At 50.4% G+C, this 22761-nt stretch carries 25 protein-coding genes; 16 read left to right on the top strand and 9 right to left on the bottom strand.

Features of this window, described 5'->3' with window-relative positions:
- Positions 1–180 precede the first annotated feature (180 nt).
- Genes GILYN3_RS01795 through blaDIM form a run of 3 tightly spaced genes read left to right on the top strand, consistent with a single transcriptional unit; the run spans position 181 to position 2312 of the window.
- Complete coding sequence (locus GILYN3_RS01795; RefSeq protein ID WP_049721262.1) at positions 181–1089, top strand: AraC family transcriptional regulator; 909 nt, start codon at positions 181–183, stop codon at positions 1087–1089.
- A 49-nt stretch (positions 1090–1138) separates the two neighbouring features.
- Positions 1139–1546, top strand: a complete 408-nt coding sequence (locus GILYN3_RS01800; protein ID WP_049721263.1) for a GFA family protein — start codon at positions 1139–1141, stop codon at positions 1544–1546.
- Between the two features lie 46 nt (positions 1547–1592).
- Positions 1593–2312 carry a DIM/SIM/IMP family subclass B1 metallo-beta-lactamase gene (blaDIM, locus tag GILYN3_RS01805; RefSeq protein ID WP_049721264.1) on the top strand — a complete coding sequence of 240 codons (720 nt, stop codon included), beginning with the start codon at positions 1593–1595 and terminating at the stop codon, positions 2310–2312.
- 21 nt (positions 2313–2333) lie between these two features.
- On the opposite strand, the gene GILYN3_RS01810 is transcribed toward blaDIM, so the two are convergent.
- Positions 2334–3236: a LysR family transcriptional regulator gene (locus GILYN3_RS01810; protein ID WP_049721265.1), complete on the bottom strand. Its 903-nt coding sequence runs from the start codon at positions 3234–3236 to the stop codon at positions 2334–2336.
- A gap of 131 nt (positions 3237–3367) precedes the next feature.
- Here GILYN3_RS01810 and GILYN3_RS01815 point away from each other — a divergent pair, with 131 nt between their 5' ends.
- Entirely contained in the window at positions 3368–3802 is a 435-nt protein-coding gene (locus tag GILYN3_RS01815; protein ID WP_049721266.1) for a VOC family protein, read from the top strand.
- A 24-nt stretch (positions 3803–3826) separates the two neighbouring features.
- Positions 3827–4435, top strand: coding sequence for a glutathione S-transferase family protein (locus GILYN3_RS01820; RefSeq protein WP_049721267.1), 609 nt, complete (start codon positions 3827–3829; stop codon positions 4433–4435).
- Between the two features lie 82 nt (positions 4436–4517).
- Here GILYN3_RS01820 and GILYN3_RS01825 read toward each other — a convergent pair whose 3' ends face one another.
- The 3 genes from GILYN3_RS01825 to GILYN3_RS01835 form a co-directional block, all read right to left on the bottom strand.
- The gene (locus GILYN3_RS01825) at positions 4518–5006 is read right to left on the bottom strand and encodes a hypothetical protein (protein WP_049721268.1); all 489 of its coding nucleotides are present in this window, start codon (positions 5004–5006) and stop codon (positions 4518–4520) included.
- A gap of 145 nt (positions 5007–5151) precedes the next feature.
- Complete coding sequence (gene yghU, locus GILYN3_RS01830; RefSeq protein WP_049721269.1) at positions 5152–6009, bottom strand: glutathione-dependent disulfide-bond oxidoreductase; 858 nt, start codon at positions 6007–6009, stop codon at positions 5152–5154.
- A gap of 195 nt (positions 6010–6204) precedes the next feature.
- Positions 6205–6756 carry a carboxymuconolactone decarboxylase family protein gene (locus tag GILYN3_RS01835; RefSeq protein WP_049721270.1) on the bottom strand — a complete coding sequence of 184 codons (552 nt, stop codon included), beginning with the start codon at positions 6754–6756 and terminating at the stop codon, positions 6205–6207.
- A gap of 139 nt (positions 6757–6895) precedes the next feature.
- Between GILYN3_RS01835 and GILYN3_RS01840 the strand changes: the two genes are divergently transcribed.
- Positions 6896–7495 (top strand): TetR/AcrR family transcriptional regulator, encoded by a 600-nt coding sequence (locus GILYN3_RS01840; RefSeq protein WP_049721271.1) that lies wholly within the window; start codon positions 6896–6898, stop codon positions 7493–7495.
- Positions 7496–7596: 101 nt separating this feature from the next.
- Here GILYN3_RS01840 and GILYN3_RS16975 read toward each other — a convergent pair whose 3' ends face one another.
- Positions 7597–7722 (bottom strand): hypothetical protein, encoded by a 126-nt coding sequence (locus GILYN3_RS16975; RefSeq protein WP_269745911.1) that lies wholly within the window; start codon positions 7720–7722, stop codon positions 7597–7599.
- Between the two features lie 691 nt (positions 7723–8413).
- Complete coding sequence (ppnN, locus tag GILYN3_RS01845; RefSeq protein WP_049721272.1) at positions 8414–9844, bottom strand: nucleotide 5'-monophosphate nucleosidase PpnN; 1431 nt, start codon at positions 9842–9844, stop codon at positions 8414–8416.
- A gap of 357 nt (positions 9845–10201) precedes the next feature.
- Here ppnN and GILYN3_RS01855 point away from each other — a divergent pair, with 357 nt between their 5' ends.
- The 9 genes from GILYN3_RS01855 to GILYN3_RS01895 all read left to right on the top strand — a co-directional run bounded on the left by GILYN3_RS01855 (position 10202) and on the right by GILYN3_RS01895 (position 17929).
- Positions 10202–11119 (top strand): urease accessory protein UreD, encoded by a 918-nt coding sequence (locus tag GILYN3_RS01855; RefSeq protein ID WP_232305490.1) that lies wholly within the window; start codon positions 10202–10204, stop codon positions 11117–11119.
- 52 nt (positions 11120–11171) lie between these two features.
- Complete coding sequence (ureA, locus tag GILYN3_RS01860; protein ID WP_049721274.1) at positions 11172–11474, top strand: urease subunit gamma; 303 nt, start codon at positions 11172–11174, stop codon at positions 11472–11474.
- Between the two features lie 9 nt (positions 11475–11483).
- Entirely contained in the window at positions 11484–11789 is a 306-nt protein-coding gene (locus tag GILYN3_RS01865) for an urease subunit beta (RefSeq protein WP_049721275.1), read from the top strand.
- Position 11790: 1 nt separating this feature from the next.
- A complete protein-coding gene (ureC, locus tag GILYN3_RS01870; protein ID WP_049721276.1) occupies positions 11791–13494 on the top strand; it encodes an urease subunit alpha in 1704 nt (567 codons plus the stop codon).
- Positions 13495–13503: 9 nt separating this feature from the next.
- Positions 13504–13998 (top strand): urease accessory protein UreE, encoded by a 495-nt coding sequence (gene ureE, locus GILYN3_RS01875; protein WP_049721277.1) that lies wholly within the window; start codon positions 13504–13506, stop codon positions 13996–13998.
- Positions 13998–14666, top strand: coding sequence for an urease accessory protein UreF (locus tag GILYN3_RS01880; RefSeq protein WP_049721278.1), 669 nt, complete (start codon positions 13998–14000; stop codon positions 14664–14666). Before ureE ends, GILYN3_RS01880 begins: the two co-directional genes overlap by 1 nt.
- A 15-nt stretch (positions 14667–14681) precedes the next feature.
- A complete protein-coding gene (gene ureG, locus GILYN3_RS01885; protein ID WP_049721279.1) occupies positions 14682–15299 on the top strand; it encodes an urease accessory protein UreG in 618 nt (205 codons plus the stop codon).
- Between the two features lie 43 nt (positions 15300–15342).
- Positions 15343–15564: a hypothetical protein gene (locus GILYN3_RS01890; RefSeq protein WP_049721280.1), complete on the top strand. Its 222-nt coding sequence runs from the start codon at positions 15343–15345 to the stop codon at positions 15562–15564.
- Between the two features lie 421 nt (positions 15565–15985).
- The gene (locus GILYN3_RS01895; RefSeq protein ID WP_198147260.1) at positions 15986–17929 is read left to right on the top strand and encodes an InlB B-repeat-containing protein; all 1944 of its coding nucleotides are present in this window, start codon (positions 15986–15988) and stop codon (positions 17927–17929) included.
- Positions 17930–18001: 72 nt separating this feature from the next.
- Here GILYN3_RS01895 and GILYN3_RS01900 read toward each other — a convergent pair whose 3' ends face one another.
- The 3 genes from GILYN3_RS01900 to GILYN3_RS01910 form a co-directional block, all read right to left on the bottom strand.
- Positions 18002–19015: an aldo/keto reductase gene (locus GILYN3_RS01900; protein ID WP_049721282.1), complete on the bottom strand. Its 1014-nt coding sequence runs from the start codon at positions 19013–19015 to the stop codon at positions 18002–18004.
- A gap of 139 nt (positions 19016–19154) precedes the next feature.
- A complete protein-coding gene (gene cysK / locus GILYN3_RS01905) occupies positions 19155–20072 on the bottom strand; it encodes a cysteine synthase A (RefSeq protein ID WP_049722517.1) in 918 nt (305 codons plus the stop codon).
- Between the two features lie 148 nt (positions 20073–20220).
- Positions 20221–21483 (bottom strand): hypothetical protein, encoded by a 1263-nt coding sequence (locus GILYN3_RS01910; RefSeq protein ID WP_157484829.1) that lies wholly within the window; start codon positions 21481–21483, stop codon positions 20221–20223.
- Between the two features lie 262 nt (positions 21484–21745).
- Between GILYN3_RS01910 and GILYN3_RS01920 the strand changes: the two genes are divergently transcribed.
- Positions 21746–22684: an HPP family protein gene (locus GILYN3_RS01920; protein WP_084005026.1), complete on the top strand. Its 939-nt coding sequence runs from the start codon at positions 21746–21748 to the stop codon at positions 22682–22684.
- Positions 22685–22761 lie beyond the last annotated feature (77 nt).

Consider the following 22761-nt stretch of genomic DNA (forward strand, 5'->3'; position numbering starts at 1 on the left):
GTGTGACACCGTTATATTAAGAGCGGCGCGCGATAAGCGGTAGCCAGAAGCTCTCGCATTTATGCACAATCCTATCAAATCGTGTTTTGATGGCTCCTGTGCCCGAGTCATCGGCGTACACTGTATGACGGTTAGTTGGGCCTTATAGCGCCGTGTATTTATAAGAGGTAGAGCGAATTAATGAGAAACGACGAGCGCTTGGAATTGGCAACGTTGCAAACATTGGTAGAGCAGCAATGGTTGAGCGGTGGCCATGAGTGCGCTATTGATGGATTGCGCCTGACGCGGGCAAGTGAGCCCAGTGGCACTATTCGCGCCGTCTACCAAAGCTCTTTTTGTTTGGTGTTGCAGGGCGGTAAATCCAGTGCCATTGGCCAGACCGCGCTGGAGTATTATGCCGGACAGTGCTTAGTCGCTTCGGTTAATGTGCCGGTTAACTCACGTATTGTTCAAGCCAGTGCCAAGCGACCTTATGTGGCGCTGAGCTTATCGATTGATCCGGTGATGCTGTCGGAGTTGCTGTTGGCGCACCCCGAGGTGCCGCATAATCGTGTAAGGCAAGTGGCTTTGGTAAAAGGTGCGGCTCCGCCTGAGGTGCTCGATCCTCTCATACGCTTGTTGGAGCTTTGTCAGCGGCCGCAAGATCAAGCTGTACTTGAGCCGCTTATCCGCCGTGAAATCTGCTGGCGTCTGTTGTGTTCGCCGATGGGCGCGGCATTGCAGCAGGTGGGGTTGCAGGACAGCGAAACTGCTCGTATCGGCAAAGTTACCGCTTGGATGCGGGCCAATTACTCTCAAGCGTTTAAAGTGGCTGATTTGGCCGATATGACGTCTATGAGTCCGGCATCATTTTACCGTCATTTTAAAGCTATTACGCAAATGACACCGGTTCAGTTTCAAAAGCAAGTACGGCTACAAGAGGCTCGGCGATTGTTGTTAAGCGAGTATGAGGTGGCGGGTGTTGGCTATAAAGTCGGTTACGAAAGTCCATCGCAGTTTAGCCGCGATTACCGCAAGTTTTTTGGTGCGCCGCCGGGCAAAGACGCGGCTATTATGCGCTCTAGTGTGGCGATAGAAAGTAGGGCCTGACAATGAGTCAGTTTGAAGACTGTTTAGCGTATAAAAAGCTGGAGTAAATATGCCGTATCCCATCAACGGGTCATGTCAGTGTGGCGGCGTTACTTATCAATTATTATTCGAGCCGTTGATGATTATGGCGTGTCATTGCAACGCGTGCCAAAAACTCTCGACCAGTGCCTTTAGCATTACAGCTGTGGTCGCGGCGGAGTCGGTTGAGTTTAACGGGGTAATGACTGAGTGGCGTAGAACCGCCGATAGCGGCAAGATCAATGGCGCGATGTTTTGCCCCACCTGCGGTAACCGAATTTATCATTTTAATCCGCAAGAGTCCGATAAAATTAAACTTAAGCCCGCTAATTTGTCGGATACCAGTATTATTAAGCCGACGGCACATGTATGGGTGAGTGAAAAGCAAGATTGGTATGATATTCCCGAAGGCGTTGCGGTATACGATAAGCAGCCTTGAGTCGGCATACACTACCGTATCTGTTAGCGTTACATTACGAGTTACTATGAAAAAGACATTTGTATTTTTATTGATTGTTATTGTGTTGCCCGCGTTTGCCCAAAGCGAAAAGTCACTTGAGATTCGTCCGTTAACGCCGAACGTTTACTTACATACCTCTTTCAAACAGATTGAAGGCTATGGTTTGGTTGACTCCAACGGACTCATCGTCATCGATGGGGAGGATGCTTATCTGATAGACACCCCCTGGTCTGAGGCAGATACTCAGCAGCTTCTCTCTTGGCTTGCGGATAGAGGCTATAAGCTTATGGCAAGTGTTTCGACGCATTCTCATGAAGATCGCACCGCAGGTATTAAGATGCTTAACGCCATGTCGGTGCCCACCTATACATCGCAGTTAACTCAAACACTGCTTGAGCGTGACGACCGGTCGTTACCCACCCATGCTTTTGCGGGCGATGAATTTACTCTGGGCGGTGGGCTTATCGAACTCTATTATCCGGGGGCGGGGCATACCCAGGATAATATCGTTGCCTGGCTGCCCAACAGCAATCTATTGTTTGGTGGCTGCCTAGTAAGAGCCCACGAATGGGAAGGACTAGGTTACGTGGGAGAGGCTTCCATTAGCGTATGGGCCGACTCGATTCGAAATATTAAAGCGAGGGAGTATGCGATTGATCTACTTGTTCCCGGACATGGAAAAGTAGGTGGCGCCGGGATTCTCGATCACACCATTAAACTTGCCGAGGCTGCACATAAAAAATAGCGTGGTTTAGCATTGGTTAAGCTAGCTTATCGGGATGGCATTTAAACGTTGTTGCAGTGGCCCCACGACAGCATCTAAAAACTGTCGCACTCGCGGTGATAACAAGTGGCTATGGGGAAACACAAACTGTACCGGCAGTGCTGGGGCATTATATTCGGTTAGCAGCGCGACTAAGGTGCCGTTTTCTAGATCTTGTTGCGCTTGGTAGCCCAGTACTCGGCAAATCCCTAGTCCGTCGCGGGCCGCTGCTAGCCCAGTATCGATTTGATTAGCGCTGACCACAGGGTGAATGCGCTGCTGCCAAACTTCACCTTCAACCTGAAACTGCCATACCTCTCCATTAGGTGCGAAGCACACGGTTGGCCATTCTGATAACTGCTTCGGGTGGCTGGGTTTACCGCGTTGCGCTATCAGGGCTGGGCTTGCACAGAGTAAGTAGGGCGTGCTGCCTATGGATCGGGCCACCAGAGAAGAGTCGGCTAGCTGGCCTATACGCAGTGCGAGGTCAAAGCCTTCTTCAAGCACATTCACGACGGTATCGGTCAAGCTCAGCTCTGCATTCATGCTGGGGTTTTCTTTTAGCCACTGGTTAAGCAGTGGTGCGATATACAAACGGCCAAACATCACCGGCGCGGTAATGGACAGCTTGCCCGTCGGAGCTGTTCGGCGGTTGTCGAGTTGTAGCTCTGTGGTTTGTATATCCGCCAGGATACGGCGACACAGTTGCAAATACTCGTGCCCTTCATCGGTGAGGGCGATACGTCGAGTACTGCGGTTAAGTAGGCGAACACCAAGGTGCTGCTCTAAGGCGGCGAGGGTTCGCACGATAGCCGCTGGAGATCGGTCTAGCTTATCGGCGGCGGCAGACAGGCTACCTTGGTCCACGATTGCGACAAAGACACTCATGGCTTTGAGTTTGTCCATAACAGGCCCTGTTACAGCGTGTGAGATTGGATTTGTGTAAAAAGCTGAATAAAGATATCAGCTAACCAGTATTTATTGAATCCTTTTAAGCGTGTCTACTTGCTATACACATCAGACATTCGGAGTCGGTAATGAGACAACCCCAAGTTATTCGTCAATTTGATCATGTGGGTATTCGGGTCAGTGACCGACAACAAGCGGTGGCTTTCTATGAGCGGCTTGGGTTTCGGGAGGTGCGTCGCTTTGAGCAATACGAAGCTAATGAGATGGAGACCGCAGACGGTGTGCGTATTAATTTGATTTTTAATGCGGCACGTTTAGCCCATGGCCGAAACGTATTGCTGGACGAACCCATTAAGCTGCCCGGTGTGACCCACGCGGCATTTGTTGTCGATGACCTGTACGAATTAAAGGACTGGCTTGATCGGGCGGGCATTATCGTTACCGAAGGTATTCATCGTTTGGGGGCGCGCCGAATCACTCTGTTTATTCGCGACCCCGACCGCAATGTACTGGAGTTTAATCAGTTAATGCCTGAGTCGGTGAGTGCCGCCCAAAGCCAATAAACGATCACTTGAGGAAATGTTTTTATGAGGCTATATGATTTGGAATTGTCCGGTAACTGCTACAAGGTTCGTTTGTTTGCCGCTTTAGCCGGTATTGAGTTGCAGCGAGTTCTGGTAGACGTACCGAGCGGCGCGCACAAACAGCCACCGTTTATTGATCTTAATCCTTGGGGGCAGGTTCCGGTGCTCACAGACGGTGAGGTTGTTTTACGTGATTCTCAGGCGATTTTGCTTTACTTGGCTCGTCAATATGGCGGCAACCAATGGTGGCCAGATGGCGCGGCTCAGCAAGCAGAGGTGATGCAATGGCTGTCGACGGCCGCGGGTGAGGTTCACAGTGGCCCAAATGCTGCCCGCTTGATTGATAAATTTGGCGTCCCGCTAAATAAAGAGCGTGCGTTGGAGATCAGCGCACAGCTGCTGCCACTGATCGAGCAACACTTGAATAAGCAGAGCTGGTTGGCACTCGGTCGCCCAACTATTGCCGACTGCGCGGTGTACCCATATATAGCATTAGGGTGGGAGGGCGGTGTAACGCTTGAGCAATACCCTGCGATTCAAGCATGGATAGAGCGGCTGATGGCTCTGCCTGGGTATATGGGTATGCCAGGGGTCGATCATTACCATGGGTGATTATAAGCTAACAAAATAAGAATTGTGTTGGCCGTGGAAGAGCGGCCGAGTATATGGCGGGTGATAAGCGCAACGTCAATAACTACCCGTTAGATGATGTAACGCGGTTTTGGTAGATTTTTAGCGCTGCGACAATGGCCATAAAAAACAGTAGATGTAATACAAATTTAGCGTCTACATTAAAATTTAAATCGGGTAGTTGATCGGTGTGAATCTTTTGCCAAGAAACAAGCTGGACAATAATGGCATTGGCCGGCGGCGCTATAATGGTTGTTAGCCATGAAAATATTAAGGTAAGCATTGCAATGTATCGCAAGCGCGTTGTAGCCAACATAACGATGCCGATCAATAAGCCGTAAAAAACAGAAATAGCCATGTGTGCAATCCAAGCTATGGTTATCGCTGCGCTGCTATTCCAGTTGCCAAGTTTTTGATACGCCGCTGCATGTCGGCTTGTTAGGGTGTCCATGCCAAACAATGGTTGCACCATGATAAACACAATGCCTACCAGGGCGCCTATAATACAAGCGGCCAGTAACACGTGTGCTCGCTGAATATTTTTATTTGGCATAGGTTCTCTTAATAGTATTGTTTGTGCGTTAACTTGTAAGGTGCGCAAAGCACCGATGCCGACTGAAGGATTAAGTAATAAGGCTGGTCGCTTTGGTATAAGTGGGCCGTGGCGGCCCCCTTATTAATCATTCACGTTAAGGCGGTTAAACTGGCTTTAATGCTAACACCTTATCAATATCTTCTGCGCTGTGACGATTTTCAAGCTGCTCCCAAGGTTCGCCCCAACTGCGATTGACAATGCTGCCGCGTTGTACCGCAGTACGCGCTAACATTGCTTTAGCCCAACATTGTACGTGACTGTATTCGTGTACTTGGAGGAAGTCTTTGGCATCGTATAGGTTACCAAGTGCTAAGTTTCCATACCAAGGCCAAATGGCGATGTCGGCAATACTAAGTTCATTGCCGGCTACAAATTCATGATTGGCCAATTGTTTATCCAAAACATCTAGCTGACGTTTGGTTTCCATGGTGAAGCGGTTAATGGCATATTCAAATTTTTCTGGGGCATAGGCATAAAAATGACCAAAACCGCCGCCTAAATAAGGCGCAGAGCCGTGCAGCCAAAAAAGCCAATTAAAAACGTGTATCCGTTTCGCGCCGTCTTTTGGGAGTAGGGCGTCAAATTTCTCGGCAAGATAAACCAAAATTGAGGCCGATTCAAAAATAGGTTCGGCTGTTTCGCTTGCGTGATCGACCAGTGCTGGAATCTTAGAGTTTGGGTTTAATGCCACAAACCCAGATGAAAATTGGTCACCGTTTCCAATGTTAATCATGTGGGCATCGTATTCGGCATTTTTCCCCAATGCTAATAGCTCTTCTAGCATGATGGTGATTTTCTGGCCGTTTGGTGTGCCCATTGAATACAGCTGTAAAGCATGTTTGCCAATAGGTAACGTTTTTTCATGGGTTGCCCCAGAAATCGGACGATTTACGCTGGCCCAGGCGCCACCATTGTCATCATTGTGAGTCCAGATTTTGGGTGGGGTGTATTGATTTTCCATTCTCATCCTCCAGTTGGGTGTATGAATTCACAAGACTTAAAGCATCTAGTGGCAAAAATATAACGGCAAAATAGTTACGCGTTAAAAACCGCCAAGGGTGCTCAGCGTTATGTTTTTGCCACAGAACTTTGTGACTAAAAGTCCTGTGGCAGGGCAGCGCATTATTAGTGTGCTGTTTTGTCGAATGGTTAGATATTACTTTTTATCCCAAGCAAATGCTTTAAATGCATCGTCTATAGGTGTTTTGGCAATGTGGTTGGTGTAGTTGCTCATTACTTTTTGGCTGAGACCTAAAATAACGTCCAAAACATTTTGCTGGGTATAACCCGCTGCATAAAAATCATCTAATTGCTTAGTTTCAAGCTCGCCACGTTGACGCACCATCGCCAGTGTGAAATCGCGTAAGGCTTCTAGCTTGGCGCTCGGTAATTTTGTCTCATCGCGCAAGGCATTACTGATCTCGTCCGATACTTTCATGGATTTAGCGATACCGGTGTGTGCGGGTACGCAGTAATGGCACGCATGCTCAACATTAATGGTTTGCCATACTACGGTTTTCTCGTCTGCATTAAAGCTGCTATTAACAAATAAGTTATGCAGTACTTGATAACCTTCAAGCAGACCGGGAGATTCGGCCATTACGGCATGCAAGCCAGGAATCATGCCAAAGGCTTTTTGTGATCCTGCGAGCAGAGGTTTGGCGGCATCGGGTGCGCTGTTTTGATCGTGCAGAGTAAAAGTGGTCATGGGGTTATCCTTTTTTGAGTGATCGTTCAATAATGGTGGATGTTAGTTGCATCTAAGGTCATCGTCAAGTTAAAATTGAGCGATCACTCAAATTAAGTTTTGGCCGGCGTTACTAAGGCCTTTCATTCGAGAACTTACAATGGCACGCACAGCTCGTTTTGATCGCCAGGTCGCCTTAAATAAAGCGGTTGAATTATTTTGGTCGCGAGGTTATTACGCCTCATCTATGAAGCATATTGAGAAAGCGCTGGATATGCGCCCCGGCAGTCTCTACGCCACGTTTGGCAGTAAGGGCGGGTTGTTTGCTGAGGCGTTAGAGGCTTACGCTGCGCGCGCGGGTGACGAGTTTGATCAAATTATTGCGCAAGCTCCAAGCATTGTCGATGGCTTAAAGTGCTATTTGCGCTCATTTGCCAAGCCTTGCGAGAGCGATGAAGAGCCACCGGCGCAAGCCTGTATGCTCATTAAGACCTTGCTTGAAGTGAATGGCGAAGATGCCGAGCTTCGCAGTCAAGTTGACACGATACTGGCAAGCATCGAGCAAAGATTGTGCGAAGCATTGCAGCAGGCTCAAGCCGTAGGGGAGTTAAGTGGCGATGTGGAATGCTCTCGGCTTGCCCGCTTACTACAAACACAAGTGATTGGCTTGCGGGCTTTTGCCGAGCGGCGGGTACCTAATGAGCAGATTGTGGCGCTGGCCGAGGACATGACCGATATGCTGGATGCTTATCGAATCTGATCATTATCGATGATACGTTAGTTCTTATGCGGCGTTAAACTTACAGCGTGGGAGTTTTGTTGATAGGCTACTCCACGATAGCGTAGCCTGATCTGGCTGACTTAATTACCTAATACATTGATTTCTGCTTTCTTAGATGATTTTGCCGCTTTCTTTTCTTTTGCCGTTAAAAGGGGCTTCTTTTTAATATTTTTTTTGCTGTCTTGTCCTTTGCTGATTATATTCACCTATCGTCATAAAAAAATTAACCTAAGATCGGTGTAAACTCATCGAAGGACAGTTTCTAGGTATTGGCAATAGTGTCATCTGTGGTGTCGATGCATAGGTATAGCAGTATGGGCCTAATGATGGGCAACTGAAGACGATTCTTTTTAGTTACAGTGAAGTGTTATAACGCCATGATGCAAGGCTTTAAGTATTAGCTGCGAGATGCTTTTTTGCGATATAGGCTTAAGCTAAAAAGGCAAAAAAAAGACCCACTTAACGTGAGCCTCTTATGCGATTAATACCTGTGTCATCCATGTAGGCTTGGGTACGTCCTTTACTGCTTATTGTTCCCGTGGCATCCGGCCTGGTTACCCTTTAGCTGCTGTTGGAGATTCTATGCTGTTCGGCGTCCTTGTGCCGAGCGACAAATCCTTGTCTCATCCAGATTGTTATCGTTATGTTCTTCCTTGGCCATTCCGTGGCATGACATCCATGTGCTTTGTCCTTAGCCTGCCGCTAGGCTAATGTTTTGTACGTGTGCATCCTGCGAACCTTCCTGGCCCTTGGTCATCCTTGTGGCGTCCCTGTATTGCTAGTATCCCTAAAGTCGATATGTAGAGATAGTCGCTATTAACGTTAGTTTTTGTGCGACATCTCTTACACGGAGTGTGACTTGTTTGTTACAAAATCAAGTATAAATGTGCATGTGGTCTATTTTATTATCTTATAGCAGGGTTTATAGGTACTGCCGGGCAGCTTCATACGCCCTTGATCTTGAAAAGCCTGCAGCAGCTCATCAACCGGCTGCATAATGCTTGATTCACCACAAATCTCAAATAAACCGTGCCTTTCAATGGCGCGAATCCCTTCGTCTTTAACGTTGCCCGCGACAATGCCCGAAAACGCTCGGCGCAAGTTTGCCGCTAAGGTGTGAGTCTCTTGATTTTTATGCAGGGCAAGTTTGCTCATGTTGGCGTGGGTGGGGGCAAACGGCTGCTGAAACAGCGGGGCGATTTTAAGCTGCCAATTAAAGTAGTAAGCGTCGTCGGTGTTTTTACGGAATGTGCGTACCTCGGCGATGCCCTGTTGCATAGTGCGGGCGACAGTTTCGGGGTCATCGATAATAATTTGATAGCGTGACTGTGCCTCGGCCCCTAGGGTGCTGCTGATAAACTCATCAATTTGGGTAAAGTACGCAGCGCTAGAGGCCGGTCCGGTAAATACCAACGGGAAGGGCAGGTTGGCATTATCGGGGTGCAGTAAAATCCCCAATAGATACAAAATCTCTTCGGCGGTACCAGCGCCACCTGGAAATACCACAATACCGTGGCCGGCGCGAACAAACGCTTCTAGGCGTTTTTCGATATCGGGCATGATCGCCAGCTCGTTCACGATGGGGTTGGGAGCTTCGGCGGCAATAATACCGGGTTCGGTAATGCCAATATAACGCCCTTGGCCGAGACGTTGTTTGGCGTGACCAATGGTCGCGCCCTTCATTGGTCCTTTCATGGCGCCAGGGCCACAGCCAGTGCATATGTCTAGGCCGCGCAAGCCCAGCTCGTAACCCACCTTTTTACTGTAGTCGTACTCGCCCACGCTGATCGAGTGACCACCCCAGCAGACGATAATGTTGGGATCGATATTGGGGCGAATAATGCGCGCGTTGCGCAGCATATGAAACACCGCATCGGTGCAGGCCTCGGCTGATAATTGGTTGTCTTGGTTGGCCAATTCACGAGTGTCAGCCATGCGGCGGTCACCGCTGGCAAAAATCACATCGCGTAACACGGCAAACAAGTGTTCGCTCACCCCGCGTATCATTTTGCCATCGACAAACACGCTGGCCGGCGCCCCTTTAATATCAAGCTTAATGCCGCGCTCTTCTTGAATGACTTTAATATCAAAATTGGGATAACGCTCGAGCAGTTCTTTACCGTCATCGAGTGAGTTGCCACAGTTAAGCACGGCTAATGAGCAGCTACGAAACAGCTTATAAAGGCCGCTCTGGCTAATATCCAGTAACTTGGCAGCCTCGGTTTTAGACAAGATATTGAGCTGTTCTTGCGGAGCGATAATTGCATCGATGGTTTCGTGGTGATCGGTATGCTGGTCTGCGTGTTGATAGGGTTGATTGTGCTGCATTGAATCTTGTTCCTTCCTACTGGCGCCAATGTATGGCGGTGACTACAGCCGTGGGTTATGGGCCCGTGCTCTATACTGAAAATTGTTTAAGTGGTCAGTGTACCCCAGATTGGCTCGATTCGGATGGGGTTTGCGGTGGCCCGGTCTTGGTGCACTACTGTTGGCAGCCAACTCTTGCACAAAATCGGTGCGCGATTCTGATGCAAAACACGCAATGATTCATTTTGGTGCGCGCCTGTGGGCAAGCTCTTGTGGTATGGGGCTTTAACGTCTAGTGCGGTTGGCATAGATCTTGATCGTTTGATTGCAATAATAGGTTAAGCCAATTCGCTTAGCCGCCAACCAGAGCGAGAACTTGTGCCCCAGCCCACCTGTGCTGTCGCCATAACCGACACCGATCACGCCTCGCTAGTCGCTGGCCCCCAAGTGGTGCGGCAATGGCGTGCTGCTATCGATATCGAGTTGGCCGAGCGAGCCGGTCGCACCGCTTTAATGCGCGCACGGCACCAAGGTCCGCTGCGTATTCAGCGTGTTTTTTACCCCGAGACTAACGGTTGTGCTCATGTCTACCTGCTGCATCCACCCGGTGGTTTGGTGGTGGGCGATGAACTGCTGATCTCGTTGCACGCAGCAACCGCTGCGCACGGGTTGTTGACGACGCCATCGGCAGGAAAAATTTATACCGTACATGGCTTGCGGCACAGTGATGCGGCGACCACGCAAACCCAGAGTGTTAGCTTAACCCTTGATGCCGGTTCTATCTGTGAGTGGTTGCCGCAAGAAACCATCGTTTTTAATGGCGCTAATGCGCGTCTTAATACCCACGTTAAGGCCGCCGCTGGGGCATTATTTTGTGTCTGGGATATAGTTTGCTTGGGGCGTCCGGCGAGTGATGAGACTTTTGATGATGGCGTGGTGGAGCAAGTGCTACAGATCCACATCGATGATCGGCCGGTGTTAATTGAGCGCAACCGAATCGCCGGTGGTGAGCCGTTTATGCAAGCGCCGTGGGGCTTACAGGGGGCGGGTAGTTTTGGCACCTTGGTGGCCAGTGTCAGTTTGAGTCGCGACCAAGTCGATGCTTTGCTGGAAGATTTAAATCATCGTTGGCCCAATGCTAAATGGGGGCTAACACAAAAAAAGCAGTTGTTTATCGCCCGCTATTTAGGCCCAAGTGCGGCTGAGTGTCGCTACGGTTTTATTGTGATCTGGACATTATTGCGTCCGCTTATGCTCGATTGTGAAGCAGTAGAGCCACGAATTTGGAACACATAAAGATGGCGCGTTTTGCGTATCTTTATGATCGACCTATTGATAGGAGAGAACTGTGGAATTAACACCCAGAGACAAAGACAAATTATTGTTGTTTACCGCTGCACTGTTGGCCGAGCGGCGTAAAAACCGTGGGGTTAAGCTCAACTACCCAGAATCGATTGCTTATATTAGCGCTGAGATTATGGAGGGCGCACGCGATGGTAAAACTGTGGCTGAGCTGATGGATCACGGCCGTCAAATTTTGCGTCGAGAAGACGTTATGGACGGTATTGCCGAGATGGTGCACGAGGTGCAAGTCGAGGCGACTTTCCCCGATGGTACTAAGCTTGTCACTGTTCACAATCCCATTGTTTAGGAGGCGCTTATGATTCCCGGAGAGTACGATATTTTGCCTGGCGAGATCGAATTAAACCCCGGTCGCGAAACCGTAACCCTCAGTATTTCTAACAGTGGTGACCGCCCAGTACAGGTGGGCTCGCACTATCATTTTTACGAGGTAAACGCCGCGCTTAATTTTGAGCGCGACCAAGCCCGCGGGTTTCGTTTAAACATAGCCGCCGGCACCGCCGTGCGTTTTGAGCCTGGTCAAACTCGCGATGTTGAGCTGGTAGCACTGGAAGGCGCGCGCACAGTGTATGGGTTTCGCGGCGACATAATGGGGGAGCTATAACATGGCGACAATAAACCGGCGAGCTTACGCTGATATGTATGGCCCCACCACTGGGGATAAAGTTCGCTTAGGTGATACCGAGCTGTGGCTAGAGGTTGAGCGCGATTACACTCGTTACGGTGAAGAAGTAAAATTTGGTGGCGGCAAGGTAATCCGCGACGGTATGGGGCAATCTCAAGCCAGCTGTTTTGATACCCCGGACACGGTGATTACCAACGCCCTTATTTTGGATCACTGGGGCGTGGTAAAGGCCGATGTGGCGATTACCGCTGGCCGCATTAGCGCTATTGGTAAAGCAGGCAACCCAGATATTCAATCCGAAGTGGACATTGTGATTGGCCCCGGCACCGAAATTATTGCCGGTGAAGGCCAGATATTAACCGCCGGCGGTATTGATGCGCACATCCACTTTATTTGCCCACAGCAAATAGAGGAGGCATTAATGAGCGGCATCACCACCATGATTGGTGGTGGCACGGGTCCCGCTACCGGCACTAATGCCACCACTTGCACTCCTGGCCCCTGGCACATTAGCAAAATGTTGCAAGCGGTAGAAAGCTTTCCCATGAACATCGGTTTGTTAGGCAAGGGCAACGCCAGCCTACCGATCGCCCTAGAGGAGCAATTAGAGGCGGGCGCACTCGGATTAAAGCTGCACGAAGATTGGGGCACGACGCCGGCGAGTATTGATAACTGTTTAAGTGTTGCCGAAAGGTATGATGTACAAGTGGCGATTCATACCGACACCTTGAATGAGTCGGGCTTTGTTGAAGACACTATCGCCGCGTTTGCCGGCCGCACCATTCACACCTACCACACCGAGGGTGCCGGCGGCGGTCATGCGCCCGATATTATTAAAGCCTGCGGCTTGGATAACGTTTTGCCGTCGTCCACCAATCCGACTCGGCCCTATACAGTAAACACCATCGACGAGCACTTGGATATGTTGATGGTGTGCCATCACCTTGACCCCAATATTCCAGAGGACGTCGCCTTTGCCGATTCGCGTATTCGCAAAGAAACCATTGCCGCCGAAGATATTTTGCACGACTTAGGCGCGTTCTCGATGATCAGCTCAGACTCGCAAGCTATGGGGCGGGTGGGTGAGGTGGTGTGCCGCACTTGGCAAACAGCACATAAAATGCGAGTGCAGCGCGGCGCACTGCCGGGCGAGACCAGCAGTGTCGATAATTTCAGGGCCAAACGTTACATTGCCAAATACACCATAAACCCTGCAGTGGCTCATGGTATTTCTCACGAGGTTGGCTCTATTGAAGTGGGGAAGCTGGCCGATATCGTACTTTGGAAACCGGCGTTTTTTGGTATTAAACCTTCGTTAATTATTAAAGGTGGAGCTATTGCCGCCGCGCCTATGGGCGATCCTAATGCGTCTATCCCAACACCGCAGCCGGTACACTACCGGCCGATGTTTGGTGCCTACGGCCGCGCCTGTACTGGCACCAGCGTTAGCTTTGTCAGTCAAGCGGCGCTGGATGCTGGTATCGCAGGGTCGCTTGAATTAGAGCGACGTTTAGTGGCGGTGAAAAACTGCCGCTCGGTGACCAAAGCCGATATGCGCCTAAACGACTACCAGCCCCATATGGAAGTCGATCCGCAAACCTATGAGGTGCGCGCCGATGGCCAGCTGTTGACTTGCGAGCCGGCCAGCGAGCTACCTTTAGCACAGCGTTACAGTCTATTTTAAGTGGTGATTATGTTAGAAGCTTATAGTGTGAAACAACAGGCAAGTGCTGCTGCGCTACTGGAAGTAGAAGCCAGTTTTGAGCAGCGACAAAAGAGTCGCTACCGCACTAGCACCCGCTGCGGGCAGCCACTGGGGTGGTTTCTAGAGCGTGGTCATGTGCTGCTCGATGGCGAGGTGCTAGAGTGTAGTGATGGTCAGCAAGTTCGTGTGGTCGCGGCATTGGAGCCTGTGAGTCAGGTGAGCAGTGATGATGCTTTGGCGCTCACTCGGGCGGCCTATCATTTGGGCAATCGCCATATGCCGTTACAGATTGGTGCTGGTTTTTTACGTTACCAACACGATCACGTGTTAGACCTTATGGTGGAAGGCTTAGGCCTTAAAGTCAGCTTCGAGCAGCAGCCTTTTCAGCCCGAAAACGGTGCTTACCACGGTAAGAGCCACGGTCATGCACATTCTCACACTCACTCTCATGAACATAGCCACGGCGCGGAGCACGGCCACTAATGTCCGGCTCGTTATTGCATCTGCTGCACTTGGTTAGCCCCGCTTTGCCGGTGGGCGCTTACGCGTACTCGCAAGGCTTGGAGTACGCCATCGACAGCGGTTGGGCCGGTGATGAAGCCGCGCTGCAAGATTGGATCGCGCAGGTGATGAGTCACAGCTTAGGCCAATTAGATGTCCCGGTATTGCGCCGTGTGTATAGCGCGTGGCAAGCGGGAGATTTAGCCGAGGTAAATCACTGGAATGATTTTGTTCTGGCTTGCCGTGAAACCCAAGAGTTGTTGCTTGAAGATGAACAGCTGGGCATTGCCTTGGGGCGCTTGTTGGAATCGTTACAAATCGAGCAAGCCCGGCGCGTTAATTTTTTTGCCCCACCCAGTTATCTAACTTTGTTTGCGTTAGCCGGTAGCCACTGGCAGGTGAGTGTTGATGAGTTGGCTCGAGGTTTTGTCTGGAGCTGGCTGGAAAATCAAGTGGCAGCAGCGACCAAAATTGTGCCGCTTGGGCAAACCCGAGCGCAACAGTTATTAGTGGCGTTAATGCCTGCTGTCGATGACGTGTGCGAGCGAGCAAAAACACTCACAGATGATGAGCTGGGTCTGAGTTTACCAGGCTTAGCGATGGCCTCGTGCTTGCACGAGCGTCAGTACACGCGTCTGTTTCGATCATAATGAAGGACAAATAGTATGAACAAGCCAGCCTTGCGTTTAGGTATTGGGGGCCCTGTTGGGTCGGGTAAAACGGCGTTGGTAAAGAGCCTTTGTGCGCATTTAAAAGATGTTTACAACATTGCGGTGATTACTAACGATATTTATACCCGCGAAGACGCCGAGTTTTTACAGCGTCACGAGGCGTTAGCCGATGATCGTATTATCGGGGTTGAGACGGGTGGTTGCCCGCACACGGCAATTCGTGAAGATGCCTCTATGAACTTGTCGGCGGTAGCTGAGCTGCAAGAGCGCCATCCGGGGCTCGATGTAATTTTAATTGAAAGTGGTGGTGATAACTTGGCCGCCACCTTTAGTCCTGAGCTTTCGGACTTAACCCTGTATGTGATCGATGTCTCAGCCGGCGATAAAATTCCACGTAAAGGTGGGCCCGGTATCACTAAATCTGATTTGCTGATTATCAATAAAATCGATTTAGCCCCAATGGTTGGTGCCGACCTTGGGGTGATGGATCGCGACGCAAAAAAAATGCGCGGTGATAAACCTTTTTTGTTTACCAATTTAAAAGATGAAACAGGTGTGGCTGAGGTCATTGCCTTTATAGAAAGCGCGGGCATGTTGACTCGCTCCGCTTAAGCTCACTGAACAATATGGTTGTTATAAATAGATGGAGATGTTTATGAAGTTGATAAAACAAAGTTTGGCTTTTTGTGCCGCTTTAATGGTTTCGTCGTTGGCATTGGCTCACCCGCATCACGATGCGCACGTGTCCGATCACATTCATTTTTCGGTGATTAGTCTTGTGTTGGTTGGCATTGCATTGGTCGGTTACTTTGTGTTCTTTCGCAAAGGGCGAGATCAGTCCGAAGTGCGTCACGAGCAACCACGCAATCGTGATTAATAACTGCTGGGCCTAAATGACTTATAGGCCGTGCTTTTTGCGAGCTAGCGCAGGTTATAGATGTGCTAGCTCGCCTTTTTTTACGACTTAATGGCAAAGCCGTATAAGAGGCTTTGTTGTATGCTCTAGAGCTAACGGCTTTAAACTCCCTGGTAAGCAACAATTTGGCAATGCCCAACAAATGTTAGCTGTACCTTGTTAACCCTCGTGTTGACCACTTTAGATCAAATAATCACCGTCGAACCACGATACGCTGAGCATGGTTAAAGCCAGGCTGATTATTGCCTATGCGCTATTTGTTAAATTATGTGTAAATGTTTACCAGCACCTGCGAGTTTTGGGTAACTTCGTTATACTCTGCGACCATTGCCGCCGTGTAATGGCGCAACGTGACTTTTTACAAATATATAAGGGAGCTGGTATGACGTATCGCGTGTTAACAAGGCCTATGGGCTGGACGCTGTTATGTTTAAGTATTGCCGTGGCCACAGGTTGTGGTGGTGACAATAACACCGAGGGATTGGAAACCATAAAAGTCACCGCTAGTAGTGGCGAGGGCGGCACCGTTACGCCGCTTGAATCGGATGTACCGCGTGGCGCTGTATTGCACGTCACTGCTCAGCCAGAGTTAGGTTATCGTTTGCTGAGCATGTCGGGCTGCGACGGCGCCATCACTGGCGAGAACAACTATAAAAGTGCCGAAATTGAAGCGCCATGCCATATAGAAGCGACGTTTGAAACAGGTCCAGTAGAAGAACTGGGCAATTTACAGTTTAGCAACACCTCCATCGCCCGCAGTATTGGTTTTAAGTGGGATGAGGTGACTTACGCGCTGCGCTACAAGCTGTATAAAAATATTGATGGGCAGTCGGGCTTTACTCAGATTGGCCCCGAGTTTGCCGGTGATGAGCTGAGCTATCAAAGCGTCGAGACCCTGTACGATAACCTTAATGCGGAATATAAACTCGAGGCCTGTAACGATGAGAGTTGCACCGATTCCGAGCTGCTAGTAACCGACAGTGCGATTAACCAAGCCATTGGTTACGTCAAACGCCCTAATGGCGACAACAGTTTGCGTTTAGGTTATGCCCTGGCCTTTAGTAGTGATGGCAAAACCCTAGTGGCGAGCGCGCCGGAAAATTGCAGCGCCGACAATGACGGTCTTTGCAGCGGGGTGGTGTATGTTTACCGATTGGGCGATACGAGTTGGCAATTTGAGGCCGCGATTGAGTTAGACGATATTCGTGCCGACTCGCGTTTTGGTGAGCGGTTGAGCTTGAGCCGTGACGGCAATATGCTGGCCATTAGCGCGCCTTTGGTGTCGGCCTCATTTAGTGATACCAATAATACACGTGTCGGTGCGGTGTATATCTACGAGTTTAGTGATGACAGCTGGACTCAGATGCAAGCGCTTAGCGGCGATGATCAAGGCGAAGATGACACCCGTCTGCTGGGCTTTGGCGCCGATATCGCGTTAAGTGGTGATGGCGATACGCTAGCCGTAGTGGCACAAGAGTTAATCGACGAAGACGGCCAAGCACTGCTGTACCGTTTAACCTTGGATGAAGATGACGAGCGCGTGTGGGAACTAGAACAGCGTTTTGATACTGCCAGCGCGGTGAGCTTAGATAACAGCGGTGATTACTTGGCACTGGGTGTACGTAACGCAGCGGGTCTGGAGGACGAAGAAGCAAACGTTGGTGTTACCGAGCTGTATCACTATGGTGTCGATGCCGACGATGAGGATGAAGGCGAGGTGTGGCAGCTCGACGCCGAGCTGAATGCCCCTGAGGTTTTTGTGGGCCAGCATTTTGGTCATCGGGTATTGCTCAGTAGCAATGGCCAAAAATTATTGGTGGGCGTGAACTACGACAGCACCGTGGTTGAGACGGCAGAGCTGGAGAGGCCAGAAGTGTATATGTATCAACGTAACTCTGATCAATGGAGCTTAGCTCACACTTTTGCCCAGCTTGAGCAACAAGGCGCGAGCAACACCGAGGATGACGGTTGGTCGCGGTACGGCAGCGCATTGGCTATGAATAGTGATGGCACACGAGTGTTGATTGGCGACCCGGCCGAAGATGGCGACGGCAATGGTTTTTTTGCTAACGACAGTATCAATAGCGCGCAATTGGCCGGCGCAGCCTACCTGTATAACTACGTCGATGGTGCGTGGCAAGACGAGGTGTATATAAAGGCGAAAAATACGGATGCTGGTGACCGCTTTGGTGCCGCGGTGAGTATTAGCGGCGACGGTAAAATTATTGCAGTAGGTGCGCCAGAGGAAGACGGCTCAGCGGTTGGAGTCGATACTGTGGTGGCAGCTGATAATGCTGATGGCAGTGGTGCGGTGTATTTGTATTAACTCGGTAAGGTAACGCTAATAAAAAAAAGGCGCTGAAATCTCAGCGCCTTTTTTATTGTTGCTGGTTTAATATTAAGCGAGAATTTTATTGATACTTGCGAGCTCGGCATCGCTAAAGTTTAAGTTGTTAAGGGCTGCCACCGAATCTTCAATTTGTGCCACTCGGCTAGCACCAATAATGGCGCTAGTTACCGTCTTGTTATTTAGCACCCAAGCCAATGCCATTTGCGCAAGCGATTGACCACGCGCCTCGGCAATTTGGTTCAATGCATTGATTTTAGTTAGTGTCGCCTCGTCAAGATCATTTTCGCTGAGGTAAATTTGCTCGCCACGTGCGGCACGCGAATCTTTAGGGATTCCGCCTAGGTATTTGTTGGTGAGCCGGCCTTGCGACAGCGGTGAAAACACAATGGCACCTGCGCCCTCGTCATCTAACACATCGGTTAGGCCATCTTCGATCCAACGGTCGAGCATGTTGTAACGTGGCTGATGAATCAACAGCGGGGTGCCTAGACTTTTTAAAATGGCAGCGGCCTCACGGGTTTGTGCCGGATCGTAGTTAGAGACACCCACGTACAAGGCGCGGCCTGAGCGAACGATATAATCGAGCGCCTGCATGGTTTCTTCTAATGGGGTTTCTGGATCAAAGCAGTGCGAGTAAAAAATATCAAAGTAATCGACACCACAGCGTTTTAAACTTTGGTCGCAGCTGGCCACTAAGTATTTACGTGAGCCGCCAATACCGTAAGGCCCGGGCCACATGTCGTAGCCGGCTTTGCTGGAGATGATTAGCTCGTCGCGGTAGTGCGATAAGCCCTCGGCCATCACCTGGCCAAAGGTAGATTCAGCGGAGCCGAAGTTGGGGCCGTAGTTGTTGGCTAAATCGAAGTGGTTAATGCCTAAATCAAATGCGCGGTGAATCATATCGCGGGCGTTTGATAACGAGTCGACCGCGCCAAAGTTCTGCCAAAGCCCTAGGGATAATTGCGGTAACCGTAAACCGCTGTTACCGCAACGCGGGTAAGCCATAGATTGGTAGCGATTGGTGTCTGCAACGTAGCGTGGATTTGGCTCGTGGGTAATCATGGTGTGGCCTCTTGGTGGCAATCTCAGATCTAGTGCTGTGACTTATTATGAATGTGTGTCAGTTAATGGCCTTATTCTACGCAAAAGCCGACCGCAAGCGGTCGGCCATGACGATTCTTAACTAAGTTTTATGTCGTGCTTAGGCGCTAAACAAGTCGTCAACCGATAGGTAACGTTCACCGGTATCGTAGCTGAAGGTCAGTATCCGGCTGCCTGGGGCAAATTCAGCTTCACGTTGTTTGATGGCGGCCAAGCTCGCGCCCGATGAGATGCCGACAAAAATGGCTTCTTTGCGGGCGCATTCACGGGCCATTTCAAAGCTATCGGCTTCGCTGACAGCAATCGTGCCATCGAGGCTGTTGGTGTTGAGAATCTCGGGTATAAAGCCTGCGCCAATGCCTTGTAAACGGTGTGGACCTTTGTCTTTGCCGGCAATAACTTGCGAGTTTTCGGGCTCGACGGCAAAGGTTTGCAGCTTGGGAAAGGCCGCCTTAAGCTCTTCTGAGCAGGCGGTAATATGGCCGCCAGTGCCGACGCCGGTGATTAAGTAATCAAGACCTTCGGGGAAATCGGCCACAATCTCTTTGGCCGTCGTGTTGCGGTGCGCTTCGACGTTGATTGGGTTGTTGAACTGTTGTGGTACCCAGCTGTTGGGGTAATCGTCGTGCAGCTCGTTGGCCTTAGAGATAGCCCCGCCCATCCCTAACTCTTTGGGGGTGAGTACTAGCTCGGCGCCCAGCGCCTTCATCACTTTGCGGCGTTCGATAGACATGGATTCGGGCATGGCTAAGATCAGGCGGTAGCCACGGGCTGCGGCCACCATAGCAAGGCCAATACCGGTGTTGCCGCTGGTGGGCTCGATAATGACAGTGCCGGGCTTCAGTAAGCCTTTTTGTTCGGCTTCGTTGATCATCGCCAGCGCAATACGATCCTTAATACTACTGCCAGGATTAAAACGTTCGACCTTCATCCACACTTCGATGTCGTCGCGAAACAGGTTGTTGATTCTGACGTGGGGGGTGTTGCCGATGGTATCGAGGATACTGTTGACTTTCATAGTGGCGCTCCCAAAATAAGTGAGGCAATAACTTAACAGAAACAAGGCGTTTTGGGCAGTGTGTGCGGGCTCTGAATTAGCGCTTAGGCCTTGGCCGCCACACGGATGGGTATGGCAGTCAAGCAAGCAAGGCCCGCATACCATAGGCTTAGCCATCAAGCAGGGCGCTGGCTAACACCTCAGACGGCTTGCCGGTTAACTCTTGAGCAATGTCGCGCAGTTGCTCCAAGCTGACTTTGCCCAGTTGCATCATGGCGCGGGTGGCGTTGTCTAAACTTTTTTCACCGTTGGTGCGTGAGCGTATCTCGGCGTCGAGCTCGCCAAACAGCAGTGCGGCGCGGGCGGTACGCTCGCCGCTAGAGGCGCCGCCACGCAGAGTTTTGATGTCTTTACTCCAGTTACTCAGCCAGTTTTCAACACGCGCTAGACGGTCGTCTGTGAGACCACCGGCACGGTGTAAAACGGTATAAGAGTAATATTCAGCCAAACCTTCGGCAATCCAATCATCGCCTTTGGCGCCTCTGATACGCGTGAGTGTGTGTATTAACTCATGCAATAAAGTACTGGTGCCGTTCTCGCTGACCATAGGCCGGGCGGTGTGAACAAACAGCGAGTTTGGCCCTGACAAACCGCCGCGCCACATGGGGTCACCGGCCATTACTAGAATGATTTTGGGCGGTGTTTTACCTACAATTTGGCTCAGTGTTGGCCAGTTGAGCATTACAAAACTCATTAAATCCATGCGCCGGATATCTTCACCGGCCGGGCCACTAATGGCGATATGTGTTGTAGGTAAGCGCTCGCGGCGGGGGCCCAGTTTGCCGGCAATAAACCAACCAGTGGGGCGATCAAAGCGGCGCTCGAGGTTGTCGATAATAAAATTGCCCTCAGCGGTCTTCTCCCAGCCGCTGTTTACGCTGGGCCAGTCGCTCGGCAGGGTAAAGTGCAAAGTGGCCTGACTCTCAATGCCTTTGCGGCCACGGACTATGGCCGGCGGAATTAAATCATCACCGCGAAAAATTGCAAAATCGGTCGCGCGCAATGAATCGTAACCCCCGTTGCGGCGTTTGTGGTTGAGGCTGACCTCAAGGCTAAACCACGGATTGTCAGTGGGCGGTTGCCAGAGGGCTCGGCCATTTTTTAGTGTTAACTCGCCATTGGCTTTGATGTTGTGGTGTAGATGCTCGTCGAGGTTAAAGTCAATTTCACTAAGGCCACTGTCATCTCCCAGCTCAATGCGTACGAAAGCGTGGGTGTCGCTTTGACTGAGATCTACGCGGTAGTTAATAAGGTAGCTTTGTTTGTCACTGGCATGGCTGTTGAGCACTCCTAGCATGGTAAGAATTAGACTGAAGCTAAGAATTAAAAGTGACGATTTTGGTGCTAACCGTGGAGCAAGAGCAATTGACATAAGACGGTGGTTCCTAAAAGTACTATTTGTAGCGAGTGATTTAAGCTTGGAGCCAAAAGCCCTTGGCAGGTTCATTAATATGAGCGGCGAAACGGCTTTTTGTGATGCGCGTTGGATAAATCTTGCCCCAGTTGTTTGTGATCACTATGATTGCCCCTTTTTTTGTTGCCGCCAATGGATAGCGGCCAGTCAGTGCCAGCGCTTGATTATAAGAGTGGCGCAAGTATGAGCTAAAAAGCACAGCCAAACGAGGGGGTAAGCGTTGAAAAGCAGGTTACAAGCTTGGTGGGGGTTACTGGGGTTCGAGCCTAACACGACCAGTCATCATGAAAAATTAATTTCGGCCGTAGGTGGCGGGTTGGGCATCGCAGCTGTTTATGGTTTGTCTCACTGGGCTTTAGATGGCATGGCAGCGGGATTAATGGTGGCGTCTATGGGCGCGTCGGCGGTGCTGTTATTTGCAGTTCCGCACGGTACCCTGTCACAACCTTGGCCGATTATTGCAGGCCACTGTGTATCTGGTTTTGTGGGTGTTAGTTGTTATTTATTGTTTGGCAACTCGCTGCTGTCAGCAGCTATGGCAGTAGGCGTGGCGGTGATAGCAATGGCTTATTTGCGCTGTATTCACCCCCCCGGCGGGGCTACTGCTTTGGCCGCAGTGATTGGTGGGCCGGCAGTGCACAGTTTGGGTTACGGTTATTTACTAACACCTGTAGCGGTAAATTTAATTGCTATTTTGGCCGTCGGTTTCTTGTTTAATAATGCATTTTATTGGCGGCGTTACCCAGTGGGGCTAATGGTGCCGCGTAAGAGTGAGCCGGGTCGCCCTCATTTGGCGTTATCGCACGAGGATTTTGCCGCGGCGATGCACGCGCTAGATACTTACATTGATGTTAGCTCTGAAGAGCTGGCCCAGTTATTTGATCGCGCGTGGGAACATGCGCGTGCGGCCGATCAAGAAGCTTTAAAACTGCTTCCCAATCACTACTACAGTAATGGCCAAGTGGGTGATCGGTGGTGTGTAAGGCAGGTGTTTGATGTGGCGGAAGATCAGTTAAACAATCCGTGCTCGCAGTTAGCGTATCGGGTGGTGGCGGGGCTTAATAAAGAGCAAACGGGCAGGTGCCGGGTTGATGAGTTCCACCAATGGGCTAAATTCCGTGTCACCAAACAAGGCGAGCGCTGGATTAAAGCGGCGTAAGTTAACAGCTCTAAGTTCTCTCGATACTGTGGTAAAATGAGCGCTCTAACGCGCTCCTTACCTTACTTGTCGGTACT

It is taken from the genome of Gilvimarinus polysaccharolyticus (assembly GCF_001187555.1).
In the GTDB taxonomy this organism is placed as follows: domain Bacteria; phylum Pseudomonadota; class Gammaproteobacteria; order Pseudomonadales; family Cellvibrionaceae; genus Gilvimarinus; species Gilvimarinus polysaccharolyticus.